This is a genomic window from Thiothrix litoralis, from assembly GCF_017901135.1.
In the GTDB taxonomy this organism is placed as follows: Bacteria; Pseudomonadota; Gammaproteobacteria; order Thiotrichales; family Thiotrichaceae; genus Thiothrix; species Thiothrix litoralis.
Window position 1 is genome coordinate 124,407 of the sequence record NZ_CP072801.1, and the last position, 21,569, is coordinate 145,975.

The following is a 21,569-nucleotide window of genomic DNA, read 5'->3' on the forward strand; positions in this document are numbered from 1 at the left end:
CTATGTACCATCCTGAACAACGATTGTTTGGTGGCTGGTTACTGGCATTTACGCTGGTTTTATTGTTGATGCTGCCTTTTCCCGTGGCGGCAGGGGTAAGTGCCGTGAAAACCGTTGATGGCCTCAAGCAACCGTGGGGCATGGCGTTTCTGCCTGATGGTGAAATCCTCATCAGCGAACGTTCCGGCACTTTGCGCCGCATCCACAACGGCAAGTTGCTGGCTGCACCCGTTAGCGGCTTGCCCGCCATTGAAGAACACGGGCAAGGCGGCTTGCTGGGTCTTGCCCTTCACCCCCAGTTTGCTAAAAACCACTGGCTGTATGTTGCCTATGCTGGTAAGGGTAAAGGGGGTTACAGCACCCATTTGGCGCGTGGGCAGTATCAGGATGGCGCACTCACCCAGTGGCAAGTGCTGTTTGAAGCCACGCCAAAATCAGACCCAGGGCAGCATTTCGGTGGAAGGATTGTGTTTGATCGTGCCGGTTATGTCTATCTCAGTCTAGGCGACCGGGGAGAGCGTGATAGTGCGCAAGACCTTTCCAGCCATGCGGGCAGCGTGATTCGCCTGCATGATGATGGGCGGATTCCTGCCGATAATCCTTTCGTTAATACACCCGGCGCGAAACCAGAAATCTACAGCTATGGCCACCGCAATATGCAGTGTATGGCGCTGCACCCCGTTAGTGGACAGGTCTGGACGTGTGAACATGGGCCGCAAGGTGGCGATGAGGTCAATATCGAAGGCGCCGGAGCCAACTACGGCTGGCCTGTCATTACTTACGGCGAGGAATACGGTGGCGGTGCTGTCGGGAAAGGGGCAACGCAACAGGAGGGCATGGAACAGCCCGTACTTTACTGGAAGCCATCCATCGCGCCTTCCGGCATGGCTTTTTATACGGGGGATAAATACCCTGCTTGGCGCGGTAATCTATTTGTTGGCGCACTCAAGTCTGAGCTGGTTTCCCGCGTGACACTGGATGGCAACCGCTACGTCAGTGAGGAGCGTTTGCTGGAAAATGCCATCGGGCGCATCCGTGATATTCAGCAAGCGCCGGATGGTTATTTGTATGTGTTAACCGATGAGGATGAGGGCGGCTTGTATCGACTGGAAGCGTCGGATTAGGAAATACAGCTCAGATGTTGCGGCGGGCGTAGGCAAGGGGTAATGTCTAAGCATTTTACCAGTCAAATGAGGAATGTCCTATGCTCGACAACCATACCCTTGCAGTGCTCATTCTGACGGTGGTGGCGTTGTTCCTGTTCAGTCGCGAACGTATCCCGCTGGCAACGTCCTGTTTGCTGATCCTTGCTGCGTTGGCGGTGGGCTTTGCGTTATTTCCTTACCAAGGCTCTGACGGCGTGGTGGAACCCGTCGATTTTTTCTACGGTTTCGGGCATGAGGCGCTGATCGCGGTGTGCGCCTTGATGGTGGCGGGGCAAGGGCTGGTACGTACCGGGGCGCTCGAACCGGTTGGCTATATGCTTGCCAAACTTTGGGGCAAGCACCCGATGCTTTCCCTGTTGGCAACCCTGATCATTTCAGCGGTGTTGAGCGCTTTCATCAATAACACGCCGATTGTGGTATTGCTGATCCCCATCTTGATTAACGTGGCAGCGCGTACCAAAAGTTCGGCTTCCGGCATCCTCATGCCCATGGGGTTTGCGACCTTGCTGGGTGGCATGGGCACGACGATTGGCACGTCCACCAACTTGTTGGTGGTGAGCGTGGCGGCGGAAATGGGCGTGACCAAGTTTGAAATGTTTGATTTTGTCCTGCCCGCCGCGATTGCGGGAAGCATTGGTATGGCTTTTCTGTGGCTGATTGCCCCGCGTATGTTACCCAAGCAGCCTGCCACAGCCAACAATGCTATCAACCGTGTTTTCACTGCCCACCTGCATATTCCTGCTGGCAGTTTTGCCGATGGCAAGCGAGTGCAGGAAGTCATCGAAAAAACCGACGGTGAACTTAAGATCATTACGATTCGCCGCAGTGCCAAGGAAGGTTTAAAACCCCTGCCCGACACAGTATTGAGTGCCAATGACCGCCTGCTGGTGCATGACACCCCGGATAAACTGAAACAGTTTGAGCAAGTGCTGGGGGTCATTCTGCACCCTGATGACCCGGATTTTGACGGGCATGAACACCTCAATAATGGCAAACAACAACTCGCTGAAATCCTCATTCACCAACGTTCGCCTTTGTTGGGGCAAAGTCTGCAATCGGTAGATTTCGTTAGCAGGTATCATCTGGTAGCACTCGGTGTGCATCGCGAGGGTCACCACCAGATCAAAGCCTTGCCAAATGGTCTGGGTAATTTGACCCTGCAACTGGGCGATATTTTGCTGGTGCAAAGTGCCAGCGAACGCATCAATGCCCTTTCGCTGATGGAAGATTTTTTCGTACTGGAAGGCACGACTGACCTGCCGTATTCCAAAAAAATCCCGCTAGCACTGCTGATCATGTTCGGCATTATCCTGCTGGCAGCGTTTAAAATTCTGCCGATTGCGATTAGTGCGATTGCCGGGGTCTTGCTGATGATCCTCACCCGCTGCATTGATTGGGGGGATGTTATCCGTGGCTTGAATTTGCCGGTCATTATGATTGTGGCTTCCAGTCTTGCGCTGGGGCATGCCTTGACGGTGACGGGGGGCAGTGAGTTTCTGGCGGGGCAATTCCTGCATCTGGCAGCGGGAGCGCCGCCTGCGATGATTCTGAGTGGTTTGATGTTGTTGATGGCGATTCTGACCAATGTGGTTTCCAATAATGCCGCAGCGGTCATCGGTACGCCGATTGCCATCAGTATTGCCCATTCGCTGCAATTAAGCCCGGAACCGTTTGTGATTGCAGTGCTGTTTGGTGCAAACATGAGCTACATGACGCCAATGGCCTACAAAACCAATCTGCTGATCATGGCGGCGGGCAATTACAAGTTCATGGATTTTGTGCGTGTCGGTCTGCCGCTAACCATCATTATGTGGTTGGCGTACAGTGTGTTATTGCCGATGTTTTATTACTTGCCACACTAGACAATCACCCGTTCAGTCAGCAAGCGCAATCCCGACGGGTGACGGAATATATTTATGCCGCATCTCATCGACAAAACGCTCCCTGCTTTCAGGACACAAGGTGTCACCAAAGTCTACGGCACGGGCGCGTCAACCGTACACGCCCTGCGCGGGGTGGATGTTGACATCCCCGCCGGTGAACTGGTGGTGCTGTTAGGCGCATCCGGCAGTGGCAAATCCACCTTGCTGAATATCCTCGGCGGGCTTGATCGCGCTACGGATGGTGTGGTGCATTTCTTTGCGGATGACCTGACCGCGATGAGTGATCGCGAGCTTACCCTGTACCGCCGCCACCACGTTGGCTTCGTGTTCCAGTTTTACAACCTAATGCCCAGCCTGACGGCTTATGAAAATGTCGAGCTGGTCACTGAAATTGCCGATAACCCACTGGAGCCAGCCGAGGCGCTGGCGCTGGTCGGGCTGGAGCAGCGGCTGGATCACTTCCCCGCGCAAATGTCCGGCGGTGAACAACAGCGTGTTGCCATTGCCCGTGCCATTGCCAAACGCCCGACCATCCTGTTTTGCGACGAACCAACCGGGGCGCTGGACAGCCACACAGGCCGCGCCGTGTTGCGCGTGTTGCAGGATGTGAACCGCGAACTGGGCACGACTGTGTTGATCATTACCCACGCCGCCGCTACCGCCAAGATGGCCGACCGGGTGATCGACTTTGCCGATGGCGGTATCCGCGAAGTGGTGGTGAACACCACCAAACTGTCAGCGGAGGACATCCAATGGTAAGGCAGGCAGGGGCAAACCCATGACACCGCTTGACCACAAGCTGCTGCGTGACTTGTGGCGGGTAAAAGGCCAAGCCATCGCGATTGCAGTGGTCATCGCCCTCGGCGTGTTGATGCTGGTGATGATGGATGGCTTGATCAATTCACTGACAGAAACCAAGCGCACCTATTACGAGCGTTACCGTTTTGCTGAAGTGTTCGCGCCGGTCAAACGTGCGCCTGAACACCTGCTGGACAATATCGCCAAAATTCCCGGTGTGGCCGCCGTGGCAGGGCGCATCAATGCCGGGGCGCTGATCAATTTGCCCGGCATTGCCGTGCCGGTGCGGGCGCAAGCGGTGTCACTGCCCGACTTTGCACCACCGCGTCTGAATGACCTTTACCTCTCGGCGGGGCGGCGTCTTGACCCCGCCCGTCCTGATGAAATCCTCTTGCTGGAAGGCTTTGCCAAGGTGCATGGTCTGTCGCCCGGTGACAAACTTTCCGCCACCATGAGCGGGGCAAAGCGTACCTTTCAGATTGTCGGGCTGGCGCAAGCCCCGGAGTTCCTGTATTCCACCCCGCCGGGGGAGTTGATGCCGGATGATGCCCGCTTTGCGGTGATCTGGATGGGCGAACACTCGCTGGCGGCGGCCTACGATCTGAAGGGCGCGTTTAATGAGGCGCTGCTGACCCTGACGCGGGATGCCCGCTTGCCTGAGGTGCTGGATCAGCTTGATCGGATGCTGGCGAGTTATGGCGGTCTCGGTGCGTATGGGGTGGATGACCATTTTTCCGACCGCTTTGTGAGTGAGGAAATCAAGGGTTTGGCGATGTCGAGCAAAGGCGTGCCACCGATATTTCTGGGGGTGGCGGCTTTCCTGTTGTACATCGTCATTTCGCGGATGGTGGAATCCGAGCGCGAGCAAATCGGCTTGCTTAAGGCATTCGGCTATTCCAGCGGGGAAGTGGGGGCGCATTATTTCAAGTTTATTATGGCGATTGCTATCAGCGGGGCATTGTTGGGTTGCCTGCTGGGGGTGCTGGCGGGCAGGAGCCTTAGCAGCGTTTATCAGGAATATTACAAGTTTCCGTTTCTGGTGTTTCAGGTTGACCCGGCGGCTTTCCTGACGGGGGTTGCCGTCAGTGTGCTGGCGGCATCGGTTGGTGGGGTGTTTGTGTTGCGCAAGGTGTTTGCGCTGACACCAGCGACGGCGATGCGCCCACCTGCACCAGCGGATTACAGCCGTTCCGTGGGGATCGGCAAAACCCTCAAGGCAGTGCTTGACCAGCCCAGCCGCATTGTGGTGCGCGGGCTGATCCGCCAGCCGGGGCGGGCATTGGCGGCGGTGGTGGGGATTAGCGCGGGGATGGCGTTGTCCGTCGCCATGATCAGCCTGATGAGTGGTTTTGACCGGGTATTGGACATGAATTTCGGGGTGATTGAGCGCAGTGATGTCACCGTCAGTTTTGTCGAGCCGCTGCTGGACAAGACTGTGTATGAATTGCAGCGCATGGAAGGGGTGATTGAAGTGGAACCGTTCCGCAGTATTTCCGCCACCTTGCGCCATGGCCTGTACACCTATCGTGGCGGCATCAGAGGGCTGGTGGCGGAACCGCGTCTCAACCGGGCGGTGGATGACCAGATGCAGGCCATTTACGTGCGTGCAGACGGCATTATTCTGGCGAAATCGCTGGCAGACATCCTGCATATCCAGCCCGGTGAAACGCTGACCGTCGAGGTGCGCGAAGGCCGCAGGCCAGTGCTGCAAGTACCCGTGGTCGGTGTTGCCCAAGCCTTGCTGGGTGCGCCGACTTACATGCAGATTGGCACACTGAATCAGGCGCTCAAGGAACAGAACCGCGTATCCGGCGCTTATTTGCGTATCGACAGCGCCCGCAGTGCTGCCATTTACCACAAGCTTAAGGACATGCCCGCTGTAGCAGGCGTTAGCTTACGGGAAGAATCACGCGCGGCTTTCAAGAAAGTGATGGATACCGGCGCGGGAGCGATCCGCTATGTCATGGCTGCGATTGCGGGGATCATTACCTTCGGCATTGTCTACAACAGCGCCCGCATCACCTTTGCGGAACGTTCCCGTGACCTTGCCAGCTTGCGGGTTATTGGCCTGACCACGGGGGAAACCGGGTTCATCCTGCTGGGTGAGCTGGGCATTATTACCCTGCTGGCACTGCCGCTTGGCTCGCTGCTGGGGTATTACCTGTCGATGGCGGTATCGGTCGCCTTCAGTACCGATCTTTACAGTATCCCGGCGATCTTCGTGCCGGAAAGTTATGGCGTCGCCGCACTCGCCGTGCTGGGCGCATCAGCCATTTCCGGGTGGCTGGTCAAACGCGATGTGGACAGGCTCGATCTGGTATCCGCACTCAAAACACGGGAGTAAACCGTATGGCAAACAAGAAAAAATCACGCACATGGATGATATTGGGGACGGGCATTTTGCTGGCAGTAGCCCTGACCTACGCTTTCTGGCCGCGCCCGGTGCTGGTGGATATGGGGCAAGCTACCCAGGCCAACATGGTCGTGACCATTGATGAAGAAGCCAAAACGCAGGTGAGTGATACTTACGTACTGTCAGCCCCGATTGCCGGGCAATTGTTGCGCGTCGATGTGGAACCGGGCGATACCGTGGAAGGTGGGCAGACAACCGTTGCCCGCATGTTGCCGGTTAACCCGGCGGCGCTCGACATCCGCACCCGCCAGCAAGGGTTAGCTGCCATCAACTCGGCAGAAGCCGCGCTGCGCATGGCGCGTGCCGACCTCAACAAAGCCCGTGCCAATCAGGATTTGGCGGATACGGAACGGGAACGTACCAGCACGCTCTACGCCCGCCGCCTGATTGCCAAGGCCGCTTTCGACCAAGCCAACAATGCCGCCCGCGCCGCCGGAGCAAGCGCCGACATGAGCAAGGCTGCCATTGCAATGCGCGAAGCTGACCTCGCCAATGCCCGCGCCCAACTGATCGGTTTTGATGACAAAAGCACTCCGGCTACCAGCAAACAGCCCGACCAGCACGCGATTCCGCTGAAAGCGCCGGTTTCCGGGCGGATACTGCAAGTCATGCAACGCAGTGCCACCACCCTTACTGCCGGTACGCCCATTCTGGAAATCGGTGATGTCACCAACGATCTGGAAGTATTGGTGGAATTGCTTTCCACCGATGCCGTCAAGGTCGCGGTGGGCAACCGTGTCCTGATCGACAACTGGGGTGGGGCTTATCCCCTTAACGGCATTGTCGAACGGGTGGAACCGTGGGGTTTTACCAAGGTTTCTGCGCTGGGGGTTGACGAGCAGCGTGTTAATGCCATCATCCAGTTTACTGACCCGGTGGAACGGCGTGCCAGCCTTGGCCACGGCTTCCGGGTGGAAGCACAAATTGTGGTGTGGGAAGCCAAGGATGCGCTCACCGTGCCATCCAGTGCGCTGTTCCGCGATGCAGGCGGCTGGGCAGTGTTTACGGTCGATGCCGGAGTCGCGCACCTGAAAATGGTCAAGGTTGGGCAGAATAACGGGAGTCAGGCGCAAATTACCGAAGGGGTGAACGCGGGCGATAGCGTGATTCTGTATCCCGGCTCTGGCTTGGTTGAGGGGATGCAGGTCGCACAGCGGGTTTCGGGTTAAGAGTGAAAGAGGGCGTATGCTGGTTTGCCGGGGACTTGATCACGATTTTGGCGCCGCCACCCTGATTTTCTTTAGCCGTACCAATTCGCGTACTCTGCTGGCAATTTCAACCTTGGATTGCCGCAGCAATTTTATTTCGGATACGGTCAACATCCGGGGTGTTGAACAGGTAACGTGCTTCAGACTCTGTAAGGCAGTCAAATCCGAAGCCGAACTGTTGTTCCCACCAGTGTTCAAATTCATTGCCATGTTTTTGCCTCAAATGCTCGTGTGTTTGTGATGTTAAAGCTATGTTTGCCGAGTGGGGCTTTCCTGTCAAGACGATTGCCCCCAATAGCAATTTCCGGCGGAGACTTCCCCATCAAATGCTGCTTGCCGTGCCAGACGGGAAAAACCATCAGCCCCAGTGTGGGCAACGATATTGGTTTGGATAATACCGCTGTCAGTAGGCCAACCCAACTGTTGAGCCAGCATATCAGCTAATGCCTCGGGGATGGCATTCACACCTGCGCCTTCGACAGCGTGTGCGGAGACCAGAATAGGCTTTTGTTCGCCAAAGGCTAGCGCTAATTGCCCGACTGTGACTGGGTTTAACAAGGCATCCACCAATAGGTAGGCAGAGTCAGGGTCGCCGGATTTGGCAGCAAGGTAAGTGGGATGTTGTTTGACTGCTGACTCATTGGCATGAATCCAGACAGCAGGAAATGCATTCCACGGATAACGAACTGTCATCAAAAACCTCAAAAAAGGGGAGTGAACCTTATGTACTGGAAGGTCTTGATTATAGCAAGCCCCCTCTTTATTACCAATATTCGCGTAAAGCCCCGTCCTTCAGGTCGGGGATATAAGCGTCTTTAGCTAACCTATCCGTTGGTGGCGTATCTCCGACCTTTCATGCCATTTCCCCGTTGTCACTCACACCTAAACGGGTCATCATCGGCTGATGATTGCCCCCACAACATCCCTCAAAACACTATCGGTCAGAATCCGCGACAAACACGCGGCGATTCTGTCGCGCATGGCATTTGAGGCGAATCAGGACTGGAATGCAGCCAATGCGGAAACCGCTGAGTGGTGTTCTATTCCCGTGCCGGGCGTAGGTTGGATACGTCACAACATCAGCGCGTTCGACTTGCAAAAGCAGCTCAAAGGCATCAAGCAAGAACGTGGCTTCATCATCCACTCCACCACCGTTCAGGAAGTGGTTGCCATCGTTGTCGGCAACGTCAGCAGTTCCGCCTTAGCCAAAACCACGATGGCAAAAAGTGTCTTGGATGCAGGCTGGTTCATGTTGAAAACTCAACTGAAATACAAAGCGATCGCGCGGTCAGTGGTGTTTGAGGAAGTCGACGAAGCGTACACTACCCAAGCCTGGTCGTGTTGCGGCAGTCTTTCCGCCAGCAGCCCGAAAGGTAGAGCAGGACTTGGAATAAGAGAATGGATGTGTGCCGAGTGTGGCACGCTGCACGACAGAGATGTCAATGCAGCTCGGAACATTCTCGCGGCTGGGCATAGCCGTCTCGCAGGAGGAATCCTCGTTCTTTAGGGCGGGGAGGATGTCAACCGGCAATCCTGTAAATTTTTGTAAAAATCAATGAGCGTACCCTTGGTTTTTTATAGCATCACTTTGGATGTTTAGTCTTGACAAAACAAAGTAAACACCTATACTAACAGCCATGAATGATACACCTACCAACACCGCCGTCCTTGAGTTCATCGAACAGATGGGGCTTGCTATGGAAGCCGATGGCCTGCCACGTATTGCGGGGCGGATGGTCGGTTATCTGATCGTTTACGGTGGCCCGGTCAGCTTTGGTGAGCTGGCAGACATTCTGCAAGTCAGCCGGGGCAGTATCAGCACCAATGCGCGGCTGCTTTCCACCCTCGGCGTGATCGAACGGGTCAGCTTTCCGGGCGATCGGCAAAACTATTACCGGCTGGCAAAAGACCCCGGTGAGAAAATTATTAAGGCAGGCGTGGCGCGGATCAAGCGCGTTGAAAATATCATGACCACCGCCACCAAAACCGTTCCCGACTCCATTCAAGGTTCCGCCGAGCGGCTCCAGCAAATGGCGCACTTCTACAGTGTGGTCGGTCGCCAAATGGGAACACTCCTGCAAGAACTCGAACAAGGCTGAGTAGCCCTGAGCCTGCCAAGTCCGGCGGGCGTTTTTTTCATCATATTGTTTAGTTGTGAGTAAACATACTGAACAAGGTAAGGAAAACATGATGCCCATTTACAAGCCCTCACTCCGCATCCTTATCCCGCTGCTGCTGGCGGCAACCCTGTCTTCACAGGTCAGTGTGGGTGCTGATGCCATGGTTGCTGATAGCCAGAATACCCCAACCGTGACGGTGGCAACCGTGGCTTTGGGCGATTTGCTGGCACGGACGCATGTTTCCGGTACGCTGGTGGCGAAAGAGGAAGTCTTGATCAACCCGCAGATTGGCGGTTATGAAGTCCAGCAAATTCTGGTGGACATCGGTGACACGGTGAAAGCAGGGGATGTGCTGGTTAAGCTCGATGCCCGCACCCTCGAAGCGCAACTGGCGCAGGCCGATGCGGATGTCGTCCGCGCCAAGGCTAATGTACGTCAGGCGCAAAGCCAGATTGATTCTGCCAAAGCCAACCTGCCGCAAGCCACCACCAGTTTGACGCGCAACCAGCGCCTGCGTTCCAGCGGCAGCATTCCCACCGCTACGCTGGATGACAGCCAAGCCGCCGCTGGTGTGGCGCAAGCTGCGTTTGATTCCGCCAAGGAAGGTTTGAATGTCGCCGCCGCACAATTGACCCAGTTACAGGCGCAACGCGACCTTGCTGCCCTCAACCTGTCCCGCGCTACCATCAAAGCACCGGTTGGCGGCATCATTGCGCAACGTACCGCCAAACAGGGCGCGATTGCCAGCACAGGCGGCGAACCCATGCTGAAAATTATTGCTAATGGTGACATTGAGCTGGAAGCTGAGGTGGTTGAAACTGCCCTGAATGGTGTCCAGCCCGGCAATCAGGCCGATATTTCCATCGCCGGGGCGGGCAACCAGACCGGGAAAGTCAGGCGCGTTTCACCAACGGTTGACCCGCAAACCCGTTTGGGGTTGGTCAGGATCACACTGGACAAGAATCCGGCCATCCGTTCCGGCGGGTTTGCCGATGGCTGGATTACCGTCAACAAGAAACAGGCGCTGATGGTTCCCAGCACTGCGGTGCAATCCAATACGGAAGGTGATGCTGTTACCGTGGTTAAGGATGGGGTCATCGAGAAACGTTCCATCGTGGCTGGTATCCTGTTTGACGGTAAACGCGAAGTCATCAAGGGACTGACCGCAGGCGAAACCGTGCTGGTGCGGGCAGGCAACTTTTTCCGTGACGGTGATCTGGTGAAGGTTGCCCGACCTGTGCTGGATATTCCGGTAGGAGCAGCCCCATGAATATGTCTACTTGGTCGATCCGTCACCCTGTCCCCGCGATTGCGCTGTTTATGGTGTTGTGCGTGATCGGGATGGTGGCTTTCAAACAGCTTCCAGTTACCCGTTTCCCCAACATCGACCTACCGATCATTACGGTGGGTATTTCGCAAGCAGGCGCTGCCCCTTCCGAGCTGATTACCCAAGTGACCAAGCCGGTGGAAGATGCCATCGCCAGTATCGCAGGTGTCAAACACATTACCTCGGTGGCATCGGATTCGTATTCCAGCACCACCATTGAATTTGAACTGTCTGCCGATTCCGACCGCGCCCTCAACGCTGTCAAGGATGCGCTTGCCAAAGTGCGCGGCGACTTGCCGCAATCCATCACTGAGCCTGTCGTCCAACGGCTGGATGTGACCGGTATGCCGATCATGACCTATGCTGTCACTGACCCGACCCGCAGCATTGAAGACCTGTCGTATTTTGTGGATACCGTGATTGCCCGGCGCTTGCAAACGGCGCAAGGGGTCGGGCAGGTGTCGCGCAAGGGCGGTGCAGAGCGTGAAATCAAGGTGGAACTTGACCCCGACCGCCTGCTGGCACTGGGCGTGACGGCTGCGGAAGTCAGTAGCCAGTTACGCAGTACCAATGTCAATCTGGGCGGCGGACGCGGCGATCTGGGCGGGCAGGAATTCACCATCCGCGCCCTCGGCAGTGTCACCACGGTGGAAGCACTGGCGCAAACGTCGCTGTCGCTGAGCAATGGCAGCACGGTCAGGCTGGCGGATCTGGGTAAGGTTATCGACGGCGCGGCTGAAACCCGCTCGTTTGCCATGCTGGACGGGCAGCCGGTGGTTGCGATCAGCATTCTGCGTGCCACCGGCGCCAGCGACATGGTAGCCGCCGAGGGTGTCAAGGAACGGGTTGCTGAGTTGTCCAAAGAATACCCGAATACCAGGCTGACGATGATCGACGATACCACGGTTTACACCGAGGGCAATTTTGAAAGCTCGATGGAAACGCTCTACGAAGGGGCAGCACTGGCGATTATTGTGGTGCTGGTGTTTTTACGTAACTGGCGGGCAACCCTCATTACTGCGGTGGCCTTGCCCTTGTCGATTATCCCGACTTTTTTTGCGATGCAATGGCTGGGCTTTTCCCTGAATACCATCAGCTTGCTGGGGATTACGCTGGTGACGGGGATACTGGTGGATGATGCCATTGTTGAGATCGAAAACATTGTACGCCACATCAAGATGGGGAAAACGGCTTACGCGGCCTCCGAAGAGGCAGCCAGCGAAATCGGCCTGACGGTCATTGCGATCAGTTTCACCATCGTGGCGGTGTTTGCGCCGGTCAGTTTCATGGATGGCATTGCCGGGCAGTATTTCAAGCAATTTGGGCTAACGGTGGCGATTGCGGTGCTGTTTTCGCTGCTGGTGGCGCGGCTGATTACGCCGATGATGGCGGCTTACCTGTTGCGTGATGAGCCGGGGCATGTGGAAAAGACCGGGGATGGTTTCATTATGCGCCATTACCTCGACATTTTGCGCTGGACACTGGCGCACCGTGCCATCACCTTGTCGGCGGGGCTGGTGATTTTCGTGGTCTCGATTTTTTCCGCCACCTTGTTGCCGACTGATTTTGTGCCAGTCAGTGATGAAGGTCGTTCGCTGCTGACGCTGGAATTGCCTGCTGGCTCGACGTTGGAGGATACCCGTGCGGTTTCCCGGCTGGTGTCAGGCAGGATCAAGCAGGTCGAGGAGGTCAACAGTGTCTATGTTGACGGTGGCTCAGGCGATGTTAGCGAAGCGCGGCTGACCATCAATTATGGGCCAAAAGAAGAGCGTGAGCGTTCCGCCTTTGAACTGGAAGATGTTTTGCGGCAAGGGTTGACCGATGTGCCTGATGTCAAACTGCATGTACTCGCCCCGAATGGTCAACGTGATGTCAACCTCATTGTGCTAGGGGATACGGAAGCCGCCGTCAGCGAAGCCGCCGACAAACTGGCAGCCGACATGGGCAAGTTGCCGCAACTCAAGGATGTGACCACGGCTGCGGTTGTTTCCAAGCCGGAAATCCGCATTACCCCGAAACCGGAATTGGCGGCGCAATTGGGCATTACCGCCAGTTCGGTGGCCTCCACCATCCGCGTGGCGACACTGGGAGATAGCGGCTCGAACCTCGCTAAATTCAACGCAGGCGACCAGCAAGTCCCGATTGTGGTGCGGATGCGTGAAGACGTGCGCCGCAACCTGATGAAAATGGCGGGGCAACGCATCCCCAGCAGCAGCGGCAAGTCCGTGCCGTTGGGCGTGGTTGCCGACATTGCCTTTGCGGAAGGCCCCAGCAGTCTGGAACGCTATGACCGCCGCAACCGCACCTCAGTTGCCGCTGACCTTGCCGATGGCGCGATTCTGGGGCCTGCACTGGAATCAGTGTATGCCACCGAGTCCGCTAAAAACATGCCGGAAGGCACGGCGATCCAGAGCGGCGGGGATGCCGAAGTGATGGCAGAGGTGTTCACCGGGTTTGCATTGGCTATGGGGCTGGGGATCATGCTGGTTTACGTGGTGCTGGTTATCCTGTTTGACAGTTTCGTGTCGCCTGTTACCATTTTGCTGTCCTTGCCGCTGAGTATCGGCGGGGCGATTTTCGCGCTGTTCCTGTTTGACAAGCCGATCAGTTTGCCGGTTTTCATTGGCTTCCTGATGTTGATGGGCATTGTGACCAAGAACGCCATCATGCTGGTCGAATTCGCCATCCACGGCATCAGCAACGGGTTGGATCGTCATGAAGCCATGCTGGAAGCGGGTCACAAACGCGCCCGCCCGATTGTCATGACCACGATTGCCATGGTGGCGGGCATGGTTCCCAGCGCTTTGGCACTGGGGGTCGGTGGTGAATTCCGCTCGCCCATGGCGATTGCGGTCATCGGCGGCTTGCTGGTATCCACATTGTTGTCACTGCTGTTTGTGCCGTCGCTGTTCAGCGTGGTCAGCAGTTTGAAACAAAGGTTGCGGGGGATGTTGCCGGGGGGTAAGGTTGCAACGCTCCCCATCAACCAGCCATGACCTGCCACGATAGGAAACCACCCACGTGCTAATGACCTTCAAAACCGTTTTCCCCGAACTCAGCGATGCCGAGGCTGAAAAGCTACAAGCCATTGCCAGCCTGAAAATACTGAGGGAGGGCGATGTCGCTGTCCCGCAGGAATATGACATGGAGGAAGGCCGCCCGCGCCGTACCCTGTTCATTGTGCGACGCGGCGAGATCGAGATTTTCCGCGCCCGCAACGGCTTTCTGGAACACGTGGCCTCCCGCTACGAGAACGAAATTCTCGGTGAGGAAATGCTGCTGGAGCCGGAAAAAGTCCACCACGTTTCCTGCCGTACCATTGTCGAGTCCGAAGTGCTGGTGATCCGCCGCATTGATATTGAGGCATTGCTACAGGCCGAACCGGATATGGCGCGCAAGATTTACCGCCAACTGGCGATGAACGCTTACCAGCGGATGGAGGGTGAAGACCTTATCCGCAGCCATACCGAAACCGATTCGCTGGGCGATATTGAAGTGCCCAATCATGCCTATTACGGCTCGCAGACCGAACGTGCCTTGCGCAACTTCAAGATCACTGGCTTGCCGATTTCGCACTTCCCGGTACTGCTGAAAAGTCTGGCCTTAATCAAAAAGGCGGCTGCGCGTGCCAATGCTGATGCAGACAATCTGCTACGCAAACCCAATCCTACCCTCGATTTGACGGTGGGGGATGCCATTATCCGCGCCTGTGATGAAATCATTGCGGGCAACCAGTTCCTACACAGCCAGTTCAAGGTGGATGTGATTCAGGGCGGGGCGGGCACGTCCACCAATATGAATGCCAATGAAGTCATTGCTAAACGCGCCCGCGAATTGTTGGGCTATCCGCGCCATTACACGGCGGAAAAAATCGTTGACCCGAATGATGACGTGAATATGTCGCAATCGACCAACGACGTTTACCCCACGGCTTTACGCCTGACGTTGGCGCTGACCTACACCGACTTGACAGCGGCAATGGAAACCTTGATTCAGGCGTTTTACGCCAAAAGCGAAGAGTTCAGCCATATTCTCAAGATGGGGCGCACGCAGTTGCAGGATGCTGTACCGATGACATTGGGGCAGGAATTCCGCGCGTTCGGTGTTACGTTGGAAGAAGACATCGACAAACTGGATCGTAATGCGCCGCTGTTGGGTGAAGTCAATCTGGGTGGCACGGCGATTGGCACGGGTGCATTGGCTAGCCCGGAATACCCGGCTCGGGTAATTGCTGAACTGAATAAGCTGTTGCATACCGACATGAAGGCCACCCATATTGAATTACGTCAGGCCGCCGATTTGGTGGAAGCGACGTGGGATACTGGCGCGTTTGTGCTGTTTTCCGGCATTGTCAAACGGGTGGCGGTGAAGCTGTCGAAAATCTGTAATGACTTGCGCTTATTGAACAGTGGGCCATTGGCGGGGTTCGGCGATATTCGCTTGCCGCATGTGCAGCCCGGCTCGTCCATCATGCCCGGCAAGGTGAATCCGGTGATCCCCGAAGTGGTTAATCAGGTGGCGTTTCAGGTGATTGGCAATGATTTGACGGTGACCATTGCTTCGGAAGGTGGGCAGCTTCAGTTGAATGCGTTTGAACCGATCATCGCCTTCAACATGTTCCAGTCGATCGAGATGATGACCCGCGCCATGAAGACACTGGCGGAACACGTCGGCGGCATTACCGTGACTGAAAAAGACCGCGAACGCCTGCGCCTGCGGGTGGAACAAAGCCCCGGTTTGGCGACGTTCCTGATTCCGCGTATCGGCTACAAAGCGGCGGCGGCGATCGTGAAGGAAGTCATAAGCAGCGGGCAGACCGTGAAGGAAGTGGTGCTGGCGCAGGGGATTATGGATGCGGCGGAATGGGAGAGTTTCATGCACGCGGATAACCTGACCAAGCCGTATCGACCCAAACGCTGACATCGAAGAAGCCCAATGCCTGAGCCGTTTTAAATTCTGAACGGCGGCTCAGACGGTGGGCATTGCCCTGATTACTGTTTTTGAGCAGCCGCTGGTTGTGCGGCATCCCGTACTAACCTGACATAGTTGTTAATGCGAATGGCATCACTTTGTGGCCCATGTCCTGCGGCAAAATCCTTCGGGTTCCCTTGTTTGGGGTCGCTGCGTTGTGAGCCTGCTCCGTGTACGTCACTCCAGACACCATCCATCTTGCCCATGGCTCTGCCGAAGGCTACGTAAACAGCTCTTTCACCCGGTGTCTGAGTAGCAGCTTTGTGGGTGGTCGAACTCCAGTAAAAGGGGTAATCGACCTGATCGGCTTCATTCTTGATGGTGCTGGTATGAAATAAGGGGTCAATCGCGGCAGAATTGGTGGTGTCCGGTGAGCGTGAGTAATCCACCAAGTTCTGCAATTCCTTGGCATTGGGCATCCGCCAGTCATTGTGCCCCAGGTAGTTTTCGCTGTTTTTTGTCTGAACCCATGCCAGCGCCTGCTGCCAGTTCATGCCCTTGGCGCTGTCATCCTGCGCCCACATCAGGCCGGTTGTTTTGTCGGTGATGGTGTTGTCAGTGTTGTCGACGAAATCATTCACGCCGTAAGTACTATTGCCGCGCACATACATGACAAAGAAAGTTTTGTCCCCGCCATGAAAATTCAGCCCATAGCCCTTGATGCGACCATCAGCGAAATTGACGCCAAACAAGGTGCGGTCTTTTTGGGGGCCGGTGGTTGATACATACAAATTGCTGGATGCATATTGGGAATCAATGATGCGTTCATGATTTTTGGTATCGCCGTAGGCAAAATCAAAATACTGGGTATCGATGAAAGGGATTAGGTTGCTACTGTCGCTTGCCTCTGGGTCGGGATCCGCGCCCCGAAAGTCGATTAGGGAATACAGCTCTTTAATGGTTGGTAGATGCCAGTCATCATGACCGTTGAGGCGGAACGTTTTCGCGCCAGCAAGTGCCTGCTCATAGGTTTGTTTGTCCTTGGCATTGATCTCACCATCGCCATTGGTGTCCGGGCTTTTTTGCCACATTAGACCCGTGGCAGTATCGGTGATGGTGTTGTCATTGTTATTGAGGAAAGGGGAGGTAGCCTTGTTGAATTGGGCATCTTGCCCGTAAAAAGCTTTGCCCTTGGCAGGGCAGGTGATTTCATTACGGTTGTCGTAACAGGCGGTCTGCGCTGTGTCAACGGCTGTGTAGGCCATTACCAGCGAAGAACCAATATCGGCGAGCACCAAGCCCAGCGTAAGCACACTGGCTAAGGGATATTTTTGCAAAATGTTCATAACAGTCTTCCTTAATTGTTTTAACTGTTGAGCAGTGTATGCCCACAAAGTGAGGCAATTATGGAGAGGCTGTGAAGAAACTGTGCACTTTCCAGTGGACAATGGTCGTCTTACAAACCACCAATGCCGTCCGCAAGCTCACGCAAACTGCTAATGGTCAGCGTCGGCGCAATCCCCCAAGGGTCAAATATGGCCTTGTCAGAACGGCGTACCCATGCACTGTTCAAACCATGAGAAGCCGCGCCGATTACGTCAAACGGATTGCTGGAAATGAGCCATGTTTCACTGGCCACGGCTGCCGTGGTATCCAACAGGTGCTGGTAAACGTCAGGATTCGGCTTGAAGGTCTGGCGATCATCGACACTAACCACGCCGTCGAATAGGTCGCGGATGCCTGCCGTTGCGAGTAAGGTTTCAACCGCATCAGCCGTGCCGTTCGAGAAGGCGTACAGCGCATACCCGTCAGCTTTTAAGCGTTCTAACGAGGCGGTTACATCAGCGAATGCCGGTAGCACACGGTATTCAGCCAACAGCGCCGCTTTTTGTTCAGCGGTTAGTGCCGTATCGAGATAAGCATCGGTGTAGTCCAGCGCTTGGCTGGTACATACCCCGAACGTCGCATAGGTGCGCATCAAGCCACGCCGGAACGAGTATTCCAGTTGCTTCTCACGCCAACTCCGGGAGAATGCCTCGGCTTTGTCACCGATAAATTCTTGTAGTTTGACTACTACACCGTGGGTGTCGATCAAGGTGCCGTAGACATCAAAGGCCAGTACGGTTGGCATGAGTGCTTCTCCTGACGATCTCAATTAAGCGGAATGTTAAACTGCCTCAGCTAGCACCTGCACGGTTAGGCGCAATTGCTCAGGCGTATAGGCCGTCATGAACGCTTGGAAGTGCTGACTAGCGCCATGTTGTTGCAGGGCTTCGCCATCCTGCCATTTTTCAATCACCACGAAATCGCCACCAGTATTGTCTATGCCGGGTGCACCTTCTTGATTAATTGCGTAAAAGTCATATTGCAGGCAACCCGGTTCTGCCCGACTTAACGGCACTAACTGGTTCATGTCAGCCTTGATACGCTCATGTAATGCCGGGGCTGCGTGTAAGGTTGCGATTAAGTTGATAGTCATGCTTTTTCCTCAAGATAACAGGGTGAAAATTTCGGTTTCAGGTAGTCTGGATTTGGGTAGTGTGGCATTAAAGTCAGTAGTTTTACGATACCCAAAGGAAACAATCGCAACCGCTGTCAAACCTTGCTCACGCAGACCGAATTCCGCATTCAGCGCTTCAACATCAATACCTTCCATGGGGAGGGTATCAATACCCAATGCAGCAGCGCCCAATAGTGCCGTGCCGATATTTAGGTAAAGCTGCTTTTCATTCCAGTGCTGTGTATCTTGTAAATCGTTGCGATGAATGTTAACAAACATAGTACGTCCACCATTCATCATGTCTTTATGCGCTTGCTCCACATAACGCCCGTCGCGGTCTTCTACTGCCAACAGGTGATTCAGGTAGGCATCATCAAAATCTGTTTTCGCGCAGAATACAATGACATGAGAAGCATCTAACACCTTGGCGGTATTGAACACAAACATACCCTGCGTGCCTTTGCTAATACGTTGTTTGCCCTCATCCGTGTTCGCAACAATGAAGTGCCATGGTTGGCCGTTGACACTGGATGGGCTTAATCGTAACAAGTCTTTAATTTGCTGGAAGTCCGCTTCGGGGATTTTCTTATCCGTCCTAAATTCTTTGGTGGAATAACGAAAGTTGGCGGCATCGGTCAAGTTCATAAAGGATTTTTCCTGATAGATTGGTAATGTTTTCTTCTGGTATCTATAATAACCTTATAATTTCATCTGACAAGTACGCACATTTTTGTGCTATAGGTACATAATGGATACTGTAAAACGCCCACGTTATGCGTCTTATGCTGGAGCAGGTTGTCCTGTAGAGGCTTCTCTGGAATTGTTTAGTGGTAAAGGCAAAGGCATGATCCTTTACCATTTGCTGGAAGGTACGTTGCGCTTTAACGAACTCAAGCGCCGCGTCGGTAACATGACGCAGCGTATGTTGACCAAGCAGCTTAGGGAATTGGAGTCATTTGATTTGATTCACCGCGAGATCTATCCAGAAATTCCCCCGAAAGTGGAGTACAGCCTGACAGAAACCGGTCGCACGCTGGAGCCGATTCTCTTGGCTCTCAAGGACTGGGGTGAGCAACATGCTTTGCCGAAGTTGCTGAAATAGAGAGTGGGATTGTCTGGCAGTATTTCGACAGGGCGCAAGTTCAGCGTATGATAGCTACTTTACTGGCAAAAAAAGAACCCTATATGAAATCAGCTAACACGCTTTCCAACCCGAAAACCCAGCTCAGCGTCCGCAATGCTACTGTCGCCGATATTCCACAAATTGCCGATCTTTCCAGCCGTGCCTACGAGGGAACAGGTATGCATGGCTACTCAGAGCCGGTGCTGATCGGTCAGCTCAACCACTTTCCCGAAGGCCAGTTTGTGGTGGTTGCCGGGGAAAAAGTCATCGGTTATTGCGCCACCCTGCGGGTCAGCGAACAAGTCGGGATGCGGCGGCATACTTGGGAGAGCATTACCGGCAACGGCTACGCTTCGACCCACGACCCCAAAGGCGAATGGCTGTACGGTATGGAAGTGTGTGTTGACCCCGCTTACCGGGGCTATCGCATCGGTCAGCGCCTCTACAACGCCCGCAAGCAACTGGCGGAAAAACTGGAGCTGCGCGGCATCATGTTCGCCGGACGTTTGCCCACCCTCGCCAACCGCATCAAGCGTTTCGGCACGGTGGAAGCTTATGTGGAAGCGGTACAGAAAAAACAGCAACGTGACTTGGTGCTGTCATTCCAATTGCGCAATGGCTTTGAATTCCTCGGTGTGATGCCGCATTACCTTGACGCTGACAAACAGTCTCTCGGTTATGGCATCCACATGGCGTGGCGTAACCCCAAAGTTTCGCAGGCGCAAGAAACGCACAAAAAGAAAACCTACGGCAGCCGTCTTCCTGACAGCGTGCGGGTCGGTTCTGTGCAATACAAGCAGCGTAAGGTGGAATCCTTCGAGGAATTCATCGACATCGTGCGTTATTTCGTTGACGTAGTGGCGGATTACAAAGGCGATTTCGTGGTGTTCCCCGAACTCTTCACCTTACAATTGCTGTCGATGGAATCGCAGGAGCTTACCCCGGTACAAGCTATCGAAGCGCTCACCAAATACACCCCGCAACTGAAAGAAGCCCTGCGTGACCTTTCACTGCGTTACAACATCAACATCATCGGCGGTTCGCACCCGACGCGGATGCCGAACGGACGGGTGGAAAACATCTGCTACGTTTTCCTGCGCGATGGCACTATCCACGAACAGGCCAAGATTCACCCGACCCCCAACGAAGCCTACTGGTGGAACATCGAAGGCGGCAGTGAACTCGACGTGATCCAGACCGACTGCGGCCCCATCGGCGTACTGATTTGCTACGACTCAGAATTCCCGGAACTGGCGCGTCACCTCACCGATCAGGGCGCACAAATCCTGTTCGTACCGTTCTGTACTGATGAACGCCAAAGCTACCTGCGGGTACGCTATTGCTGCCAGTCACGCGCGGTCGAAAATCAGATTTACGTGGTCATGTCCGGCAACTGCGGCAACTTGCCCAACGTTGCCAATATGGACATCCAATACGCGCAAAGCTGTATCCTCACCCCGTGCGACCTGCCGTTTGCACGTGACGGGATTGCGGCGGATACCACGCCTAATACTGAAATGGTCGCGATTGCTGACCTGCGCCCGGAAACCTTGCTCACTGCCCGTCACAGTGGCACGGTGCAAAACCTGCGCGACCGCCGTCATGACCTTTATCAGGTACGCTGGAAAGGTAAGTGAGCCAAAGCTGTATGGAAAAAATCCTGTTAGGCTGGCGGGAATGGCTGGCGTTGCCCGATCTGGGCATCCCCGCTATCAAGGCAAAGGTGGATACCGGTGCGAAAACATCGGCCTTACATGCCTTCGAGCTGGAGCGTTTTCAGCGCCAGCAAAAAGATTATGTCCGTTTCGCGCTTCACCCCCTTCAGCTACGCGACACGCCCGCGCTGGAGTGCTACGCTCCATTACTGGATCAACGCATGGTCAGTGATTCGGGCGGCCACCGTGAGCTACGTTATGTCATTGAAACCCGTCTGGTTATGAGGGGGCACGAATGGCCTATCGAACTTACCCTGACAAACCGTGACTCCATGCGCTTCCGCATGTTGCTGGGAAGAACCGCCATGGAAAATAAGGCACTGGTCGACCCCGCAGCCTCCTATTACATGGGAAAACTCAATTACCGAAAAATTTACGCATAATAACCACGCACTCATGGAGGAA

18 protein-coding genes are annotated in these 21,569 nt (G+C 55.0%); 13 read left to right on the top strand and 5 right to left on the bottom strand.

From position 1 onward, the window contains the following. The first annotated feature begins 2 nt into the window (after positions 1–2). The 5 genes from J9253_RS00655 to J9253_RS00675 all read left to right on the top strand — a co-directional run bounded on the left by J9253_RS00655 (position 3) and on the right by J9253_RS00675 (position 7,429). Positions 3–1,124 carry a PQQ-dependent sugar dehydrogenase gene (locus J9253_RS00655; RefSeq protein ID WP_210222844.1) on the top strand — a complete coding sequence of 374 codons (1,122 nt, stop codon included), beginning with the start codon at positions 3–5 and terminating at the stop codon, positions 1,122–1,124. Between the two features lie 80 nt (positions 1,125–1,204). Beyond that, positions 1,205–3,028, top strand: coding sequence for an SLC13 family permease (locus J9253_RS00660; protein ID WP_210222845.1), 1,824 nt, complete (start codon positions 1,205–1,207; stop codon positions 3,026–3,028). Positions 3,029–3,082: 54 nt separating this feature from the next. Beyond that, positions 3,083–3,808, top strand: a complete 726-nt coding sequence (locus J9253_RS00665) for an ABC transporter ATP-binding protein (protein ID WP_038140629.1) — start codon at positions 3,083–3,085, stop codon at positions 3,806–3,808. 19 nt (positions 3,809–3,827) lie between these two features. Beyond that, positions 3,828–6,191, top strand: a complete 2,364-nt coding sequence (locus J9253_RS00670; protein WP_210222846.1) for an ABC transporter permease — start codon at positions 3,828–3,830, stop codon at positions 6,189–6,191. Between the two features lie 5 nt (positions 6,192–6,196). Beyond that, on the top strand, positions 6,197–7,429 hold the full coding sequence (locus tag J9253_RS00675) for an efflux RND transporter periplasmic adaptor subunit (RefSeq protein ID WP_210222847.1): 1,233 nt from the start codon (positions 6,197–6,199) through the stop codon (positions 7,427–7,429). A 315-nt stretch (positions 7,430–7,744) separates the two neighbouring features. Here the strand turns inward: J9253_RS00675 and J9253_RS00680 are convergent, their stop codons facing one another. After that, complete coding sequence (locus tag J9253_RS00680) at positions 7,745–8,161, bottom strand: hypothetical protein (RefSeq protein ID WP_210222848.1); 417 nt, start codon at positions 8,159–8,161, stop codon at positions 7,745–7,747. Positions 8,162–8,372: 211 nt separating this feature from the next. Between J9253_RS00680 and J9253_RS00685 the strand changes: the two genes are divergently transcribed. The 5 genes from J9253_RS00685 (at position 8,373) to J9253_RS00705 (ending at position 15,835) form a co-directional block, all read left to right on the top strand. Then, positions 8,373–8,975, top strand: a complete 603-nt coding sequence (locus tag J9253_RS00685; RefSeq protein ID WP_210222849.1) for a zinc ribbon domain-containing protein — start codon at positions 8,373–8,375, stop codon at positions 8,973–8,975. Positions 8,976–9,105: 130 nt separating this feature from the next. Further along, positions 9,106–9,567, top strand: coding sequence for a GbsR/MarR family transcriptional regulator (locus J9253_RS00690; protein WP_210222850.1), 462 nt, complete (start codon positions 9,106–9,108; stop codon positions 9,565–9,567). A gap of 88 nt (positions 9,568–9,655) precedes the next feature. After that, the gene (locus tag J9253_RS00695; protein WP_210222851.1) at positions 9,656–10,858 is read left to right on the top strand and encodes an efflux RND transporter periplasmic adaptor subunit; all 1,203 of its coding nucleotides are present in this window, start codon (positions 9,656–9,658) and stop codon (positions 10,856–10,858) included. After that, positions 10,855–13,911, top strand: a complete 3,057-nt coding sequence (locus J9253_RS00700; protein ID WP_210222852.1) for an efflux RND transporter permease subunit — start codon at positions 10,855–10,857, stop codon at positions 13,909–13,911. The genes J9253_RS00695 and J9253_RS00700 overlap by 4 nt, the downstream gene beginning before the upstream one ends. A gap of 31 nt (positions 13,912–13,942) precedes the next feature. Next, positions 13,943–15,835, top strand: coding sequence for an aspartate ammonia-lyase (locus tag J9253_RS00705; RefSeq protein ID WP_228291600.1), 1,893 nt, complete (start codon positions 13,943–13,945; stop codon positions 15,833–15,835). A gap of 71 nt (positions 15,836–15,906) precedes the next feature. On the opposite strand, the gene J9253_RS00710 is transcribed toward J9253_RS00705, so the two are convergent. The 4 genes from J9253_RS00710 to nfsB all read right to left on the bottom strand — a co-directional run bounded on the left by J9253_RS00710 (position 15,907) and on the right by nfsB (position 18,971). Further along, positions 15,907–17,172, bottom strand: coding sequence for an Lcl C-terminal domain-containing protein (locus J9253_RS00710; protein ID WP_210222854.1), 1,266 nt, complete (start codon positions 17,170–17,172; stop codon positions 15,907–15,909). Between the two features lie 110 nt (positions 17,173–17,282). Continuing rightward, on the bottom strand, positions 17,283–17,957 hold the full coding sequence (locus tag J9253_RS00715; protein ID WP_210222855.1) for a haloacid dehalogenase type II: 675 nt from the start codon (positions 17,955–17,957) through the stop codon (positions 17,283–17,285). A gap of 36 nt (positions 17,958–17,993) precedes the next feature. Continuing rightward, on the bottom strand, positions 17,994–18,305 hold the full coding sequence (locus J9253_RS00720) for a putative quinol monooxygenase (protein WP_051542877.1): 312 nt from the start codon (positions 18,303–18,305) through the stop codon (positions 17,994–17,996). Positions 18,306–18,314: 9 nt separating this feature from the next. Beyond that, on the bottom strand, positions 18,315–18,971 hold the full coding sequence (gene nfsB / locus J9253_RS00725; protein ID WP_210222856.1) for an oxygen-insensitive NAD(P)H nitroreductase: 657 nt from the start codon (positions 18,969–18,971) through the stop codon (positions 18,315–18,317). A gap of 103 nt (positions 18,972–19,074) precedes the next feature. Between nfsB and J9253_RS00730 the strand changes: the two genes are divergently transcribed. The 3 genes from J9253_RS00730 (at position 19,075) to J9253_RS00740 (ending at position 21,547) form a co-directional block, all read left to right on the top strand. Further along, positions 19,075–19,428: a winged helix-turn-helix transcriptional regulator gene (locus J9253_RS00730; protein ID WP_210222857.1), complete on the top strand. Its 354-nt coding sequence runs from the start codon at positions 19,075–19,077 to the stop codon at positions 19,426–19,428. Between the two features lie 83 nt (positions 19,429–19,511). Beyond that, positions 19,512–21,086 carry a bifunctional GNAT family N-acetyltransferase/carbon-nitrogen hydrolase family protein gene (locus J9253_RS00735; protein ID WP_210222858.1) on the top strand — a complete coding sequence of 525 codons (1,575 nt, stop codon included), beginning with the start codon at positions 19,512–19,514 and terminating at the stop codon, positions 21,084–21,086. Then, a complete protein-coding gene (locus J9253_RS00740; RefSeq protein ID WP_228291457.1) occupies positions 21,083–21,547 on the top strand; it encodes an ATP-dependent zinc protease family protein in 465 nt (154 codons plus the stop codon). The genes J9253_RS00735 and J9253_RS00740 overlap by 4 nt, the downstream gene beginning before the upstream one ends. Positions 21,548–21,569: the final 22 nt, after the last annotated feature.